A 16374-nucleotide genomic window follows, 5' to 3' on the forward strand; every position below is an offset into this window, starting at 1 on the left:
TTAAAGGAATACAATTTCTGTAATAACTTCGGAACCGGCACGTTCATTCAATTTCTGGATGATGCCGGTTCTTACCATTAAGAGCTCATTTTTAATCACTGAAGATTCTATCCTTACAAAGAGTTTCTTATGCGCAATATAGATCTGCGTGGTCCTGTTTCCAATAGCGGTGCCCATAATTTCAGGCCACATCGCTACCACACCAGTTTCATCAAACTTTCCTTTTAAACGGTAAACGGACAGCATCTTGGTGATGGCATCCTTCATGGTCATATCATTAGGTTTACGCATGTTGTATGGTTCCGTTAGTCACCTCAAACAAAGTTACCGGAACTTTGATCTGATTAAAAATATTTACTACTCTTTCTTTTCCTGTATCGGTAATAAAGATCTGGCCAAAATCATGGTGTGAAACCATTTCCATCAGTTTAAACATCCTGTGGTTATCCAGTTTATCAAAAATATCATCCAGGAGTAACAGTGGTTTAAAACCTTTATATTTTTCAACGTAAGCATACTGTGCCAATTTCAATGCAATTAGAAAAGATTTCTGCTGTCCCTGCGAACCAAACTTCTTCAATGGCATATCACTGATATTAAAGATCAGGTCATCCTTATGGATACCCATCGTGGTTCTTTCGAGAATTTTATCTTTTTCTACAGACTGCAGCAATAACTTATCAAATGCAGTATCATTGAGCTGCGACTGATAAGTGAGGCTTACCTGTTCGGCATCTTCTGTAAGATACTGATAATATTTATTAAACAGCTGGATATAATCCAGCATAAACTGTTTGCGTTTCTCAAAGATCTTCTCCCCGGAACTCACCAGTTGTTCATCAAATATTTCCAGCAATGCAGGATCATAACGCCGTGTAAGGGCAATCTGTTTCAGCAGCGCATTCCTGTTGAGCAGATGTCTGTTATACAGCATCAGTTCATCCAGGTACTGGGCATCCGTTTGTGAAATCACATTGTCCATAAACCTGCGCCGCTCCTCACTTCCATCCATAATAATGGTCACATCATAGGGAGAGATCATTACCAATGGGAAAAGGCCAATGTGATGGGCAAGCTTATCGTAATCCTTTTTATTTCTTTTAAATTGTTTTTTCTGATTTTTCCTTACCCCGCAGGTAATCTTTTCATTTTTCTCCTGCCGGTCAAAATCTCCCTGTATCAGGAAAAGTTCTTCTTCAGTTTTGATCTGCTGACTATCAATCGGATTGAAATAACTCTTGCAGAGGCACAGGTAATGGATCGCATCCAGCAGGTTGGTTTTCCCGGCACCATTATTCCCTACAAATGCATTTACGGTTTTAGAAAAGCGCAAATCAGCATCAGAATAATTTTTGAAGTTGAGCAGAGTAATATTTTTTAACCACATAGTATTATCTGTCAAAGTTACCGTTTAGCTTTGTTAAAATAACGCGATCGGCAGATTTGTTTATGGCTCCGGGCTATCCCTATCACATTCAGGTGGTTCGAAATTGACCGGCTGAATAAAACTTTAGTTAAATACTGAAAAAAGAGGTTGATACTTTGACCGAAAAATGTATTTTTGCAATCCTTAATTTTTATTAAATAATGTCTACAACAGAAAAAGAAGTAAATCATAATGTTAGAAAGGGTTCCTTTTTAGAAGAAAACTCTAAAAGCCTTTTATTCATTGCCGGTGCAGTAGTCGTTTTAGTACTTATCTATTTTTGGTACCAGAATGTATATTTAAAAGGCAGAGCTGAAGAAGCTTCCTCAAAAATGTACAAAGCAGAACAATACGTTGGTGTAGACTCGCTGTCAAATAAAGCTATTAATGGCGATTCAGGTTACCCTGGGTTTGAAAAAATTGCCGATGAGTACAACAATACAAAATCAGCTAACCTGGCTAACCTGTACCTTGGAGGTATTTACCTGCGTAAAGGCGAATACAAAAAAGCAATTGAAGTATTGGGTAAATATTCTGAAACCGGAAGCCCTGTTGCAGATCCTTTAGCCTTAGGTATGTTAGGCGATGCTTACAGTGAATTGAAAGATTACAGCCAGGCGATCACTTACTACAAAAAAGCAGCTGATAAATCCAGCAATAAGTTTACTTCTCCAATGTTCCTGAAAAAACTGGGACTGGTTTACGAGACACAAAAAGACTATAAATCAGCTGAAGATGCTTATACTAAAATCAAAACGGAATTCCCTTCAAGTCAGGAAGCTGCGATGATAGATGAGTATATCGCACGCGCAACGGCATTACAGGGAAAATAGATAGCCCAATATATATTTTGACAAAGACCTGCATTTTATGCGGGTCTTTTTTTATTCCTATTACTTATCTTTGAGCCATGGCAACACAATTAAAGAATCTTTCTGATTTTTCACATACTACAGTTCCTGATGGGAGCGCTTATAAAATTGCTATCGCCGTTGCAGAATGGAACGCCGACGTAACAGGCAGCCTGTATAAAGGGGCATTGGAAACCTTATTAAAACATGGCGTGATCGCAGAGAACATTCTTTCTGTTGCTGTACCGGGAAGTTTTGAATTAACAGGCGCAGCAGAAATTCTTTTAAAGAAACATGCCGAACTCGATGCCGTAATCTGCTTAGGATGCGTGATCCAGGGAGATACCAAACATTTTGATTTCATCTGTGATGCAGTAGCAAACGGAGTAACCCAGGTTGGCATTAAATACAGTAAACCGGTTATTTTTGGCGTATTAACCACCAATGATTTACAGCAGGCGCTGGACAGATCGGGCGGGATACATGGAAATAAAGGAGATGAAGCAGCGATAACAGCTATAAAAATGGCTCATTTATTGGCAACCGTATAATCTCTGGTTTGTTTTTTTTCTTAAATAACGTAGATTAGCAAAAAGAAATCTATTTTAATGAAATCATGATCAGCTTTTAACGTAAGTAGTTAATCAGTATAGTGGTTTAAAGATCAAAAACAAATAATAAGCAGATGAAAAAAGTAGCATTAATATTGCTTGGTGTATTTTTTGCAATGACAGTTTTAGAGAGCTGCGGATCCCGCATCTGCCCTGCATACAGTTCGTATCCAAAAGGCAGCCGGAGGAAGTAAGCGATCTTAAAAAAAATTAAGACAATGATAAAGTGGACGAACATTACTGATCTCAATCAGATCAGCGATATCAAATCAACAGCGGGTTATAGTTTAATATTTAAACACAGCACCCGCTGCTCAGTAAGTATGATGGCGAAAAAACGCTTTGAACTGGACTGGGAAGTCATCCCCGAGGGTACAAACCTTTTTTTCCTTGACCTGATCAGCCACCGTGCAATATCTGCACAGATAGCCGAAACGTTTCAGGTTCATCATGAATCCCCACAGATCCTCCTGATTAAAGACGGAAGCTGCGTGCTGGATGCCTCACATAGTGACATTTCAGCTGATGAAGTGGCGGAAGTGATTAATAATTAAAAGAAACGGTTTTCTTAAGATCAGGATGAAGGCTGTAAATTACCGGACAGGTATTTGCGGCTTTCTCTATCATCTTTTTATCCTTGTCCGAATAATTATTGGATGGAAAATGCAGGACTGCGATAATTTCTTCTACCTTTCTTGGATTTGCGGCCATAATTTTTGTGATTTCACAAGTTGCCCCCGTAATATCAAATCCGTGCTCATCACCGGCAATACCGATGGTGGTAAGCATACAATTTCCTAAAGAAGTAGCCAGCAGATCTGTTGGAGAAAAAGCTTCGCCCTTGCCTTTATTATCTACAGGTGCATCAGTAATGATTTCATCACCAGACCTTTCATGTACAGAGCTGGTCCTCAGCCCACCGTTATAAGTTATTTTTGAAGTTGCCATTTTATAAATATTTAAGCTAAGATTGGTATTAATTTTTTATCCTGCAAGCTTCCTGCAATCCGCTGCACAGCAGATCCTGCTGTTTTTAGGCCATATTAATTTCTCACTCTACAGAAAGGTGTTTCGTTTTAATGGTAACATTACACCTTACATACATTTCATGTTTGCAACAATTGAAACCTATTGCTTAACTTTGTTCCATGATCGAACTTCCGGTTGTTTCAGCTAACACAGTAAACCGTAAACCAGACTGGCTTAGAGTTAAGCTTCCTGTAGGTAAAGAGTATGCACAAGTGCGCAGCCTGGTGGATACCCATAAATTGCATACTATTTGTGAAAGTGGTAATTGCCCTAATATGGGTGAATGCTGGGGATCTGGTACCGCAACCTTCATGATCCTGGGTAATATCTGCACCCGCTCCTGCTCATTTTGTGCGGTTGCTACCGGCAGGCCAAAAGCCGTAGATCTGGATGAACCTAACCGTATAGCTAATTCGGTAAAGTTGATGCAGGTAAAACATTGCGTGATCACTTCGGTAGACCGTGATGATTTGAAAGATGGTGGGTCGATCATCTGGGCAGAAACCTTACAGGCTATTCGCAGGGAAAGTCCGGGTACTACACTGGAAACACTCATCCCTGATTTCAGGGGCATATGGGATAACCTTTACCGCGTACTGGAAGAAAGACCTGAAGTGATGTCACACAATATTGAAACTGTTCGCCGTTTAACTAAACAGGTAAGGGTACAGGCAAAATATGACAGAAGTCTGGAAGCACTGAAAAGAATTTCAGAGTTCGGGCTGAGAACCAAAACCGGCATTATGCTCGGGTTAGGTGAAACTGAAGATGATGTACTCGAAGCAATGGACGATCTGGTAGCCAATGGCGTTCATATCCTTACTTTAGGCCAGTATTTACAGCCAACACGCAACCACCATCCTGTAGTGGACTGGATCCATCCTGATCAATTTGCCAAATACAAAGAAATTGGATTGGCAAAAGGTTTAAGATATGTGGAAAGCGGCCCTTTAGTCCGTTCATCATACCATGCTGAAAAACATTTATTTGATTTCTAATCAATTTCAAGTGTAAACAAAAAAATGTTTGAACTTGTTACACAATATGTATATTAGCAACATTGGCAGCGACTAAAAAAATATCTTTATCAGAAGAAGACCTGGTGCGTGCACTGAAAGGTCAGGAGACTATTGCTATACAGGCATTATACGATATGTATTCGGGTGCACTGTTGGGCGTAATTTCAAGAATCGTACAACACTCAGAAGTAGCTGAAGACCTGCTGCAGGAAACTTTCATTAAGATATGGAACTCTGCAGAGAACTACGATAGCAGTAAAGGCCGTTTATTCACCTGGATGATCAATGTTGCCCGTAATTTGGCTATTGATAAAATTCGCTCCAAAGATTTCCGAAATTCCAGCAAAAACCAAGACATCGAAAATAACGTAGATTTCATTGACTCACAAAAAAGGCTAACCTTTAATGCTGATACATTGGGTTTAAGAGATTTAGTTACTGCCCTTAAACCAGAATTCAATGATGTGTTAAACATGGTATATTTCAAAGGATATACGCACGTTGAGGCTGCAGAAGAACTGAATTTACCCCTCGGTACGGTGAAAACCAGAATAAGGATGGCTATTATGGAATTAAGAAAGCATTTTAATTAGGTGGAAGAAGCAAAAGCATATATCGAAACAGGCATACTTGAACTTTACGTTTTAGGGCAATTAAATGCCTTGGAACAACTAGAGGTAGAGGAAATGGCAGCTAAGTATCCGGAAATAAAAGAGGAAATTACTGCCATTGAGATTGCTATGGAACATTACGCTCTTAGCCATGCCATTCAACCTACCTCAGGTTTAGAAAAACAAATTTTTGAAAGAATAACTCCTGCAACAACCAATACAACTGCTAAAGAAAAACCAGAGGCTAAAATAGTTCCTTTATATAACGATAACTCGGCATCAACTATCAGGTCGCTCAGATTTGCATTGGTAGCCTGTATCGCACTGCTGGTCATTAGCACCGGAGCACTCTATTCTGCACACTCCAGCTTAACTTTAGCCAATCAGCAAATCGCATCTTTAAGTTTAGATAAACAGAAATTTGCTTCAACGGTCAGTTATATCACTGATGAAAATAAAGATCTTCAAAAAATTGCCGCTATTTCTTCCGATCCAACCTGGACTCCGGTTAAATTATCAGGCACTAAAATCTCACCAAAAGCTAATCTTGTGGTATACTGGCATAAAGCCGGACACCATGTTGTGCTGGACAATACTAAAATGGCACTGCCAGAAAATGATGCCGATCATCAATATCAGCTTTGGGCAATGGTGAACGGGAAACCAGTAGACCTGGGTGTTTTCGATGCACAGTCGCAGCCTAAGAAATTATTAGTGACGATGAAAGAAATAGGAAATGCACAGGCATTTGCCGTAACGCTTGAAAAACGCGGCGGAAGTGTTAACCCAACTATGGAAAAAATGGTAGTTCTGGGTGGCGTGACTATTTAATTAATCCTTTTAGCGTTACCGGTATCTGGTCTCCTAACTGTGAGGCCGTTACACTTACACGCTCAATTGCAAGTTCATCTCCGGCCTTCCCATGTAAATAACAGGCAATATAAGCGGCTTGATGAGCGGTATAATGCTGTGCCAGAAAAGAAGAAACTAATCCGGTCAGTGTATCTCCCATCCCACCCTGCGCCATCGCAGGATTACCCGTAGAATTGATGGTCACCTTACCGTTCTGATCGATAGTAAAGGTATATTGGTTTTTGAGTATGATCACACATTTAATTTCAACAGCTTTTTTTCTGGCCGTTTGCAGGCGCTCCCACCAGGAAGAATGGGTGCCAAATAAATGATCAAATTCTTTCATATGTGGTGTAAGCACAGATCCTTCAGTTACCTGTTGTAATAATTCCTGATATTTGGCCAAAATATTCAACGCATCTGCATCTATAATCAAAGGCACTTTGAATTGAAGGAGATGCTGTAAAAGATTGACGCTTTCATCAGCTGTACCCAAACCGGGACCTACCGCAACAGCACTGAATTTTTTAAGTTCAGCTAACTTATTCCTGCTGATGTACATCACTTCCGGCAGAGCAGCATTGAGTGCGGTTAAGCCACTTTCAGGTATGGAAACTGTTGTTAACCCTGCTCCTCCATGCAAACATGCCCTGGAAGCCAGCAAAGCTGCTCCCATCGTATCTTCCTGACCTGCAACAATCAGTGCATGACCATAAGTACCTTTATGGCTAAAAGACTTTCTTGGTTTGATCAGATCAGTTATAGCAGAGGCATCAATCAGCTGATAGGGAGAATCAAGCCCCTGTATAAACTCTTCATCCAAACCGATCTCTACTACCTGAAAGCGGGTTAATGCTGCAGCAGATTCAGGAAAGAAAAAGTTAATCTTAGGACGCTGAAAACAGATCACCAGATCTGCCTTTAAATAAACGTTGTCTTCATTGATTATTCCTTCTGTGGGAAAGCCTGTAGGTACATCTACCGCAATTACCTTACGGTTTAACGCGTTAACCAATTCAGCCAGTTCACGGTAACTACCTTCCAGGGCTTTATTTAAGCCGGAACCTAAAACAGCATCAATGATTACTTCATCTTTTAAGGTTGACAATTGGCCGGGGCTGTTTATATCAATTGGTTTTAATCCTGATGATTTTAACAGGTTAAGATTAATTCTGTATTCCTCAGTTTCCCTGGAAGAGAACAAAATCAGGTAAACAGATACCTGCTGATAACCGGCATCTTTTAGCAATCTTGCAATAGCCAGTCCATCAGCTCCATTATTCCCTTTACCGGATAATACAGCGATAGCTGTTGTTTTATCCTTCACTTCTTCCATAAATGCTTTTGCAAAAGCAATAGAGGCAGATTCCATCAGGGCAATAGAGGTTATCCCTTTATTTTTGATTGTAAATGCATCTGTAGAACGCATCTGTTCTGAAGTAAGCAGGTTTTGCATAATTAAGCTATTATTCCATTTCCTTTTTTAAAAACTTTCCGGTCAGGCTGATTGGATTCTGGATCAATCCTTCAGGCGTACCTTCAAAAAGAATCCTTCCACCGCCTGCCCCGCCTTCTTCACCCAGATCAATGACCCAGTCGGCCACTTTTACCACATCCAGGTTATGTTCAATTACCAATACGGTATTTCCTTTGTCCACTAATTCATTCAATACACCCAGCAATACGTTGATGTCCTCAAAATGCAGGCCAGTAGTAGGCTCATCCAGAATATAAAAAGTCCTGCCGGTATCTTTTTTTGATAACTCGGTAGCCAGTTTAACGCGTTGTGCTTCTCCACCGGATAAGGTAGTTGACGACTGCCCAAGGGTGATATAACCGAGGCCTACATCTTTTAATGTTTTTATCTTGCGATAAATGACCGGCATATTTTCAAAAAAGGCACAGGCATCTTCAATGCTCATATCCAATACGTCACTGATAGATTTACCACGGTAACGAACTTCCAGGGTCTCCCTGTTGTATCTTCTGCCCCCGCATTCTTCACAAGGCACATGAACATCGGGAAGGAAATTCATTTCAATTACTTTCATTCCCGCTCCCTGGCAGGTTTCACATCTGCCGCCTTTAACGTTAAAAGAAAAGCGTCCTGGTTTATAACCCCGTATTTTTGCTTCAGGCAATTGTACGTACAGGTTCCTGATGTCAGAAAACACACCGGTATAAGTAGAAGGATTTGACCTCGGTGTTCTCCCTATCGGAGCCTGGTCAATTTCAATTACTTTATCAATTTCTTTAAGACCATTAATCTTCTCATAGGCAAGAGGATGTTTTTTAGCCCTGAAAAAGTGATGGTTTAAAATCGGGTATAAGGTTTCCGTAATTAAACTGGACTTCCCACTGCCCGAAACACCGGTAACGGCGATGAACTTACCCAATGGAAAATCTACAGATACATCTTTCAGGTTATGTCCGCTGGCTTTAATAATAGAAAGCTTGTGTCCATTACCTTTTCTCCTTTTTTTAGGAATAGCAATTTCTTTCTCGCCGTTCAGATAAGCAGCAGTCAATGTTTTTGATTTCAGGATCTGGGAAGGGGTCCCCTGTGCAACAATCTGTCCGCCGTGTAAACCAGCAGCAGGGCCAACATCAATTACATAATCCGCTTCCAGGATCATATCTTTATCATGCTCTACTACCAATACTGTATTTCCCAGGTCGCGCAGGTTTTTCAGTGCTCCGATCAAACGTTCATTATCGCGCTGGTGTAAACCGATACTCGGCTCATCCAGGATATACATCACGTTCATCAGCTGTGAACCAATTTGCGTAGCCAGGCGTATCCGCTGTGCTTCACCGCCAGAAAGCGTTCTTGCGGTGCGGTCTAATGAAAGATAATTCAAGCCTACATCAGACAGGAAACCCAGTCTTATTCTGATCTCTTTTAAAATCTCTTTAGCAATAACATTCTGACGTTCGCTTAAGCGGCTTTCCACATCAACGAACCAGCCTTTAAGACTGCTAATGTCCATCTCAGCCAGTTCAAAAATATTTTTGCCATCTACCTTAAAATGAAGGCTTTCCTTTTTTAACCTTGCGCCATTACAAACAGGGCAGGTTTTTAATTTTCGGAAATTTTCCATATCATCCACAGCACCCTCGCCTTTTTTCTCATTCTGCTCTTCCAGCAGTTTGATGATTCCGTCAAAAGTGATCTGGTAGTTTTGTACATTCCATTTATTGTATTCCACAGCTACAGAAAGCAGCTCAGGCGTACCATTCAGGATCATATCGATATGTTCTTCACTCAGCTTCTCAATTGGTGTAGAAAGAGAAAAACTGTATTTTTTAGCCAATGCCTTAATCACCTGGAACATCCAGATATCCCGGTATTCTCCAAGTGGTGCCAGACCGCCGTTCATGATACTCAGCTTTGGATTAGGCATTACCGACTCCCTATCTACCACAAAAATGTATCCCAGTCCGTCGCAGCGTTCGCATGCCCCGTAAGGTGAGTTAAAAGAAAAACTGTTCGGCTGTGGTTCATCATAAGATATTCCCGTAGTAGGGCACATCAGAAAACGGCTGAAGTGGGAAACGTTATTTTCTTTATCACTGATTTTGATAATTCCCTTACCTACGCGCATCGCAGTCTGTACGGAATCAATTAATCGTTTGTGATCTTTAGGATCTATCAATAAACGATCAACAACAATTTCAATATCATGTATCTTATAGCGGTCTACCTGCATTTTTGCAGTGATATCCTGAATTTCTCCATCGATACGCACTTTAACATATCCCTGCTTGCGGATCTGTTCAAATAATTCACGGTAATGCCCTTTTCTTCCCTTAACTACAGGAGCAAGAATATTAACAGCAAGGCCTTCGTATTTCTTATAAATATTATTGAGGATCTGGTCTTCACTCATGCGCTCCATTTTCTCTCCGGTATTATAAGAGAAAGCATCTGCCGTACGGGCATACAGTAAACGCATGAAATCATAGATTTCAGTAATGGTACCTACTGTAGATCTTGGATTTTTACTTGTGGTTTTCTGTTCAATAGCAATAACAGGACTCAATCCGGATACCTTATCTACATCCGGTCTTTCCATTCCGCCCATAAACTGGCGCGAATAGGCACTGAAAGTTTCCATATAACGCCGCTGGCCTTCGGCATAGATGGTATCGAATGCCAAAGATGACTTACCACTGCCACTTAGTCCGGTAATAACAACCAGCTGGTTTCTTGGAAAGGAAATATCAATATTTTTTAGGTTGTGAACCCTGGCACCGTATACTTCAACATCTTTTTGCTCGCCCAGGTCGATGGTATTTTTGCTCATATATTTTTAAAAACGCAATTGAAATCTTTTGAATTTAAGATAGCAAATTTTCAGCCACAAAAATGCTAAAAATTTTATCATCAGATGTTGCAGGTTTTGTAAAAAAAACAGAAATAAAAAAACCATCGTGGATAGCTAAAAAATTGCTGATACCCTAATTTTCCAATGCGACCTTTTCATCACGGATCTTCTTTACAATTTTGACCGGCACTTCCAGGAGCCTAGCAATTTTACTCATGGAAAATCCTTCCTCAAAAAGAAGTTTACGTGCTAATTTTTTATTAGAATTATTAACAGCCCTTTCGCTAGCCCATCTATTAGAAATCTCTTGTACTTGTTCCTCGTAAGTCATATTGGTTATGGTTTTAGTTAAAATATGTACCTCATTGTCAAAAGTAATATTTCTTTCATCATTTTCAAAACGGATATAAAATTTAATAAATTTAAATATCGCACCTACCTTTTCACGCTCAATTTTCCTTTGAAGTAACTCTCTCACCAATTTCAGTTTTAAGTTCAGCATTAATTCTTCCCGTTGCATAGCATCCTTTATATCCTTACCCGCAAAAGCTGTTCGCGCTGCCAGTACCACCAGGGCAAAAGGATTTTCATTAGCAAGTAGTTCTTCATCTGTAAACTCCGTTATTTTATAGACATTGAAACGGTAGTTTAGCTTTGTATCTAAGAACTCCAGTTTAAAAATATCAGGACGTGATTTAGGTGTAGCCTCGGTAAAAATAGCATAAACAGATATTCGCTTATGATATTTATCGAATAAACGATAGAAATAAGTAAACATACGTTCGCCAAAATCCCTGCTATACTTACCCTGAATCTCGATATGGATTAAGATCCACTCTTGCCGCCCGTCTTTTGTAAATACCTTTACCAGCTGGTCTGCTATTTTGGAAGAATATATCTCATCATGCGGAGGAAAAACCTGTTCAAGTTCTTTATCCAGCAATTCATAACCCCTTTCCAGATCCAAAATTTCAGCTATGCCCGGATGAACAAAACGTATGAAATCCGGGAATACTTTACTCAATACACCTTTCCATAAATTATCTTCTTTTCTAATCATGGAACTAACTTAATTCCAAAAGAACTACTGAAGTTAACAAAAAATGAAAATATTTATCTAAAAACAAATACTGGGTAAAATTGAAAATTTATGCTGCCCGCGAGACTACAGTGACAGGCGGAAAATTTACAGGCTATAGCGCCTTATAATTCACCTCAAAACTACCTTCAGCATGAACAGCAGTAAAAATGTAATTGTATTTCTCACCTTTTGGATTCTCAATTTTCAGCTCTCCCGAGTCTGATCCTATAAGATCTTTATCCAGAACCATTTTTGAAGAAGATTTTACAACCAGGTGGAGCTTTCCTTTTTTGGTAACCGAAGTATATTTAAAAGAAAAATCACCGTTTGCCGGTAGTTTAACCTCATATTTTTGTTTACCGTTAAACTCTTCGAATTTAGCGTCATTATGCCCGTTAGTTTCATGGCTGTCCCAATGTTTGGTGTAATTGGGCCACTGAAGGATAAACAGGCCTGCAAAAGAAAGAAGTTTTAAACTGTTCATGAGTACAAAATTTAAGTGTTAAATGATTTCAAATCAGATAACTGCTAATGATGTGCCAGATCCAAAATCAAGCAAAATACCCCTAAAAATCAATCAGAATAGCCATCAGGCTAATCCATGCGTTCGTTAATGAACATTAACAGATCGAAAACGAACAGTAGAAAAAGGCAATCGGGAGATGGCATATAATAGCTTCTTCCGATTGCCTGGATAAGATTTTACTCCCTGTTGGTATCCATTGCCAGGACACGCTTAGGTGAAGGATCGACCAATCGTTTAGGATCTTTTATCGTCTCCTTCATAGAAATCAGCTTGTAAACATAACCACCAGTTTCACGGTTAAGCTTCATTTTGAAATAATTATCCTCACTTTGTCTGTGGATCTGTTTTTTCATGTGATTATCGCCAACATTATAGGCTGCTGCAACCAGGGTCCAACTATCAAATACGCCATACAATTCTTTGATATATTTACAAGCCGCAATGGTAGATTTTCGTAAGTTTTTACGTTCATCAATTTCTGAATTTACTCTCAGTCCGTAGGTACGGGCTGTGCCTGGCATAAATTGCCAGAATCCATTGGCTCCTTTAGGTGACATTCCGCCTTGTATACCTGATTCAACCAGGGGTACATACTTAAAATCATCCGGAATACCATAAGCTGCCAGAATAGGCTCTATGATGGGGAACCATTCTGCTGCGAGTTGCTGTAAATGAGTGGTTTGAAGGTGACTGAAATTATGGGCAGCAAGAACTTTCTTCATTTTTCGCTCTACCCTTTTATCACCTAAGGGCAAAGATTCTTCTGCAAAATTTAACCGGGCCATCAGAGATACCGGCTCTTCTTTTATGGTGGTAGTGGTAATGGTTTTTGTACTGGTATTAACTACTTTTTTTTGACTTTTTGTTGCTTGGGGCAAGTTGTAAGCAAACACTTTTGCCATAACCAATAATCCTAAAATTATCGAACATGTTATGATGTGTTTCTTTATCATTTTCCTCCTTTTTTTGGTGAACACTAATTAAAACGCTTGCAAACATACAATATATAAAGCTAATTATCAACTATTTACCTTTTTTTGGGTCAAAAGTCCCGTTTAAACACCTATAGGGCACGATTTTAAATTCATTAAAAGCCATGAAAATATAAGCTGTGAATTCATCGATTTTTATTAAATTTGCACCCCGCATTAATTATGTGGTTAACAGCGTATCATGATAAAAAATAACAACAGGAACAGTCGGGATGACAAGTCCAAACCGGGAAACCGAAGCACAACAGGTAGTAGCCGAGGCGGAACAGATAGTTCTTACAAAGGCAAAAGCAAGTTTGAGGGGAAAGAAGGGAACGATAAGAGTAAGTCTGGGGCTGGCAAAGACAACTACAGGCCAAGAGCAGCAAGAGAAGATGGCCCTACAGATTTTAAAGCAAGGCAGCCAAGAGATGGCGAGCGCAGCAGCTTTAGACCAGGAGCAGGAAGAGACGGTGACAATAAAGATTTCAAAGCGAGGCCACCAAGAGATGGCGACAGCAGTTACAAAGGCAGACCATCAAGAGACGGAGAAAGAAGCAGCTTTAAACCAAGAGAAGGCGACAGCAGCAATTTCAGACCAAGGGCAGGAAGAGATGGCGACGCTAAGGATTTCAAAGGCAGGCCACCGAGAGACGGAGAAAGAAGCAGCTATAAACCAAGAGAAGGTGACAGCAGCAACTTCAGACCAAGAGCTGGTAAAGATGGAGAGAGCAACAGCTTCAGACCTAAAAGCCCAAGAAGTTCAGGAGGCCCTTCAAGCTTCAAACCACGCGCATTCAAAGAAGGCAGTTCTAAAGAAATGCCGAGAAATGAAAGCCGCAGTTATGTAAAGAAAGACAATTATGGTACTGATGGCGAAAGACCGTTCAGAACCTTTGATGATAAAAAAACAAGTACTTCCAGAAGTACCGACAGCAGGCCATTCAGAAAAAGAGAAGATTCTACCCTATTATCAGGAGGAAAACCTTTTTCTAAAGAACGCCCGGCAGCTGCACCAACCATGCGCAGCAGAAAAGAAAGCAATAGCGCTGATGATGGAAAGATCCGTTTAAACCGCTATATCGCTAACTCTGGTATCTGTTCACGTCGTAAGGCAGATGAACTGATCGCTGCAGGTGTAGTTTCAGTAAACAATGTACCCGTATCAGAACTGGGACATAAAATAGATCCTGCAAAAGACGAAGTTCGTTACAACGGAGAATTGCTCAAACGTGAAAAGAAAATCTATGTGATCTTAAATAAACCTAAAGATTATATTACCACTACAGATGATCCTCAGGAACGCCGCACAGTAATGTCACTGGTAGAAAAAGCAAGCAGGGAACGTATCTACCCTGTAGGCCGTTTAGACCGTAATACAACTGGTCTTTTATTAATGACCAATGATGGTGACCTTGCCGATAAATTATCGCACCCTAAAAACGGGATCACTAAAATATATCATGTTGAATTGAGCAAAAGCTTAAGCCAGGGCGACCTGAACAAAATTCAGTTCGGACTGGAGCTGGAAGATGGTATAATTAAACCAGATTCTGTTTCCTATGTTACAGGAGGTTCAAAACGTGAAGTAGGCATCCAGATCCACAGCGGTAAAAACAGGATTGTACGCAGGATTTTTGAACACCTGGGTTATGAGGTGGTTAAATTAGACCGTGTAGTTTATGGTAACCTGACTAAAAAAGATCTTCCACGCGGAAGATGGCGTTATTTAGAAGAACATGAACTGATCCAAATCAAACATTTGATCAAATAAAATACAACCCGCATAAGCTTATTGCCTATGCGGGTTTTTATTACCTATAAAAAACTAAGCTTCATCACCTATAACCACAACAATTTACCCATGAAAAAACTACTTTATGTACTAGCCGCCGCGCTCTTCTCCCTATCCGCAAAAGCACAGACAAAAAATTACCACCTGGTTATCGGAACCTATACGGCTCCGGGTGTAAGCAAGGGTATTTATGTCTATGATTTTAATACGGCCAATGCAGAATTTAAGCAGGAAGCTGTAGAGAAGAATGTGATCAATCCAAGCTTTCTAACCGTTACCCAGGACAGGAGGTTTGTTTACGCTGTAAACGAAGATGCCGAGCGAAGTATGGTAAGTGCTTTCAGCTTTGATGAGGCCAGTGGTAAATTAGGTTTTTTAAATCAGCAAAAAGCAGAAGGTACAGATCCCTGTTACCTGATCGCAGACGATAAAAATGTATTGATCGCCAATTACAGCAGCGGAAGCATTGCCGTGTTTGGTAGAGATGCAAGCGGGGCACTAACACCAGCAAAACAAGTTGTTCAGCATACAGGTTCCAGCATTGACACAGCGAGACAAAAAGGACCGCATGTGCATATGGTACGTTTTACCCCTGATCATAAATACATCGTATCCAATGACCTTGGAGAAGACAAAGTTTACTTCTATACCTACAATAAAAACGGCGACGATAAAGTTCTGGTCTATAAAAACAGTGTGAGTGTAAAAGCTGGCAGGGGACCACGACATATCGTATTTAGTCCCAATGGGAAATTTGCCTACCTGATCCAGGAATTAAATGCAGATGTAACTGTGTTTAGCTATAATGATGGAAACCTGAAGAAATTACAGGATACCAATCTGGCAACCCCGGGCTTTAAAGGACAAAACGGTGGTTCAGATATTCAGTTCTCTGCTGACGGAAAATTCCTTTACATCAGTAATAGAGGAGATGCAAATACCATTACCACTTTTGCAGTCGGCCAGAACGGAAAATTGCTGAGAAAAGGCCAGATGAGTACCGGTGGTAGAGGTCCCAGAGCTTTTGTGATCGACCCAAGCGGCAACTGGTTGTTGATGGGCCACCAGTATACCAATGACATTGTCATCTTTAAGCGTAATAAGATCACCGGTGAACTAACCAATACAGGAAGGAAGATAGATATCGGCGCTCCGGTATGTTTCGTCTTTGTACCTAAAAAATAATCTATTTATTATTCAGTAAAAAGCCCAGGTAATTAACATTATCTGGGCTTTTTATGTGGTATTCAGTTTTACAGATTGAACAGCTTATT

At 40.2% G+C, this 16374-nt stretch carries 16 protein-coding genes; 8 read left to right on the forward strand and 8 right to left on the reverse strand.

Annotation, left to right across the window (positions count from 1 at the left end; genetic code table 11):
* The gene (locus tag GSQ84_RS10215; protein WP_158797110.1) at positions 1–291 is read right to left on the reverse strand and encodes a DUF721 domain-containing protein; all 291 of its coding nucleotides are present in this window, start codon (positions 289–291) and stop codon (positions 1–3) included.
* Complete coding sequence (locus GSQ84_RS10220) at positions 284–1387, reverse strand: DNA replication/repair protein RecF (protein WP_158797394.1); 1104 nt, start codon at positions 1385–1387, stop codon at positions 284–286. Before GSQ84_RS10220 ends, GSQ84_RS10215 begins: the two co-directional genes overlap by 8 nt.
* 200 nt (positions 1388–1587) lie before the next feature.
* Here GSQ84_RS10220 and GSQ84_RS10225 point away from each other — a divergent pair, with 200 nt between their 5' ends.
* The 3 genes from GSQ84_RS10225 to ytxJ all read left to right on the forward strand — a co-directional run bounded on the left by GSQ84_RS10225 (position 1588) and on the right by ytxJ (position 3442).
* Entirely contained in the window at positions 1588–2259 is a 672-nt protein-coding gene (locus GSQ84_RS10225; RefSeq protein ID WP_158797111.1) for a tetratricopeptide repeat protein, read from the forward strand.
* Between the two features lie 77 nt (positions 2260–2336).
* On the forward strand, positions 2337–2828 hold the full coding sequence (gene ribH / locus GSQ84_RS10230; RefSeq protein ID WP_158797112.1) for a 6,7-dimethyl-8-ribityllumazine synthase: 492 nt from the start codon (positions 2337–2339) through the stop codon (positions 2826–2828).
* A gap of 278 nt (positions 2829–3106) precedes the next feature.
* Entirely contained in the window at positions 3107–3442 is a 336-nt protein-coding gene (gene ytxJ / locus GSQ84_RS10235; RefSeq protein WP_371416355.1) for a bacillithiol system redox-active protein YtxJ, read from the forward strand.
* Here the strand turns inward: ytxJ and GSQ84_RS10240 are convergent.
* Positions 3432–3836, reverse strand: a complete 405-nt coding sequence (locus GSQ84_RS10240) for an OsmC family protein (RefSeq protein WP_158797113.1) — start codon at positions 3834–3836, stop codon at positions 3432–3434. The genes ytxJ and GSQ84_RS10240 overlap by 11 nt on opposite strands.
* A 200-nt stretch (positions 3837–4036) precedes the next feature.
* On the opposite strand from GSQ84_RS10240, the gene lipA reads away from it, so the two are divergent.
* The 3 genes from lipA (at position 4037) to GSQ84_RS10255 (ending at position 6378) form a co-directional block, all read left to right on the forward strand.
* Positions 4037–4915: a lipoyl synthase gene (gene lipA, locus GSQ84_RS10245; protein WP_158797114.1), complete on the forward strand. Its 879-nt coding sequence runs from the start codon at positions 4037–4039 to the stop codon at positions 4913–4915.
* A 62-nt stretch (positions 4916–4977) separates the two neighbouring features.
* Positions 4978–5529 carry an RNA polymerase sigma factor gene (locus GSQ84_RS10250; protein WP_158797115.1) on the forward strand — a complete coding sequence of 184 codons (552 nt, stop codon included), beginning with the start codon at positions 4978–4980 and terminating at the stop codon, positions 5527–5529.
* Positions 5530–6378, forward strand: coding sequence for an anti-sigma factor domain-containing protein (locus GSQ84_RS10255; protein ID WP_158797116.1), 849 nt, complete (start codon positions 5530–5532; stop codon positions 6376–6378).
* Here GSQ84_RS10255 and GSQ84_RS10260 read toward each other — a convergent pair.
* From GSQ84_RS10260 to GSQ84_RS10280, 5 genes are all read right to left on the reverse strand, one after another.
* Positions 6371–7855: an NAD(P)H-hydrate dehydratase gene (locus GSQ84_RS10260; protein WP_158797117.1), complete on the reverse strand. Its 1485-nt coding sequence runs from the start codon at positions 7853–7855 to the stop codon at positions 6371–6373. The two genes, GSQ84_RS10255 and GSQ84_RS10260, sit on opposite strands and share 8 nt — an antisense overlap.
* Positions 7856–7865: 10 nt before the next feature.
* Positions 7866–10706 carry an excinuclease ABC subunit UvrA gene (uvrA, locus tag GSQ84_RS10265; protein WP_158797118.1) on the reverse strand — a complete coding sequence of 947 codons (2841 nt, stop codon included), beginning with the start codon at positions 10704–10706 and terminating at the stop codon, positions 7866–7868.
* A gap of 154 nt (positions 10707–10860) precedes the next feature.
* The gene (locus GSQ84_RS10270; RefSeq protein WP_158797119.1) at positions 10861–11787 is read right to left on the reverse strand and encodes a hypothetical protein; all 927 of its coding nucleotides are present in this window, start codon (positions 11785–11787) and stop codon (positions 10861–10863) included.
* A gap of 133 nt (positions 11788–11920) precedes the next feature.
* Entirely contained in the window at positions 11921–12292 is a 372-nt protein-coding gene (locus tag GSQ84_RS10275) for a hypothetical protein (RefSeq protein WP_158797120.1), read from the reverse strand.
* 218 nt (positions 12293–12510) lie between these two features.
* Positions 12511–13236 carry a lytic transglycosylase domain-containing protein gene (locus GSQ84_RS10280; RefSeq protein ID WP_371416356.1) on the reverse strand — a complete coding sequence of 242 codons (726 nt, stop codon included), beginning with the start codon at positions 13234–13236 and terminating at the stop codon, positions 12511–12513.
* A gap of 271 nt (positions 13237–13507) precedes the next feature.
* Here GSQ84_RS10280 and GSQ84_RS10285 point away from each other — a divergent pair, with 271 nt between their 5' ends.
* Together GSQ84_RS10285 and GSQ84_RS10290 are read left to right on the forward strand one after the other, a co-directional pair.
* Positions 13508–15079, forward strand: a complete 1572-nt coding sequence (locus GSQ84_RS10285) for a pseudouridine synthase (RefSeq protein WP_158797122.1) — start codon at positions 13508–13510, stop codon at positions 15077–15079.
* 90 nt (positions 15080–15169) lie between these two features.
* Positions 15170–16285, forward strand: a complete 1116-nt coding sequence (locus GSQ84_RS10290; protein WP_158797123.1) for a lactonase family protein — start codon at positions 15170–15172, stop codon at positions 16283–16285.
* Positions 16286–16374: the final 89 nt, after the last annotated feature.

Source organism: Pedobacter sp. L105, from assembly GCF_009765875.1.
Taxonomy (GTDB): Bacteria; Bacteroidota; Bacteroidia; order Sphingobacteriales; family Sphingobacteriaceae; genus Pedobacter.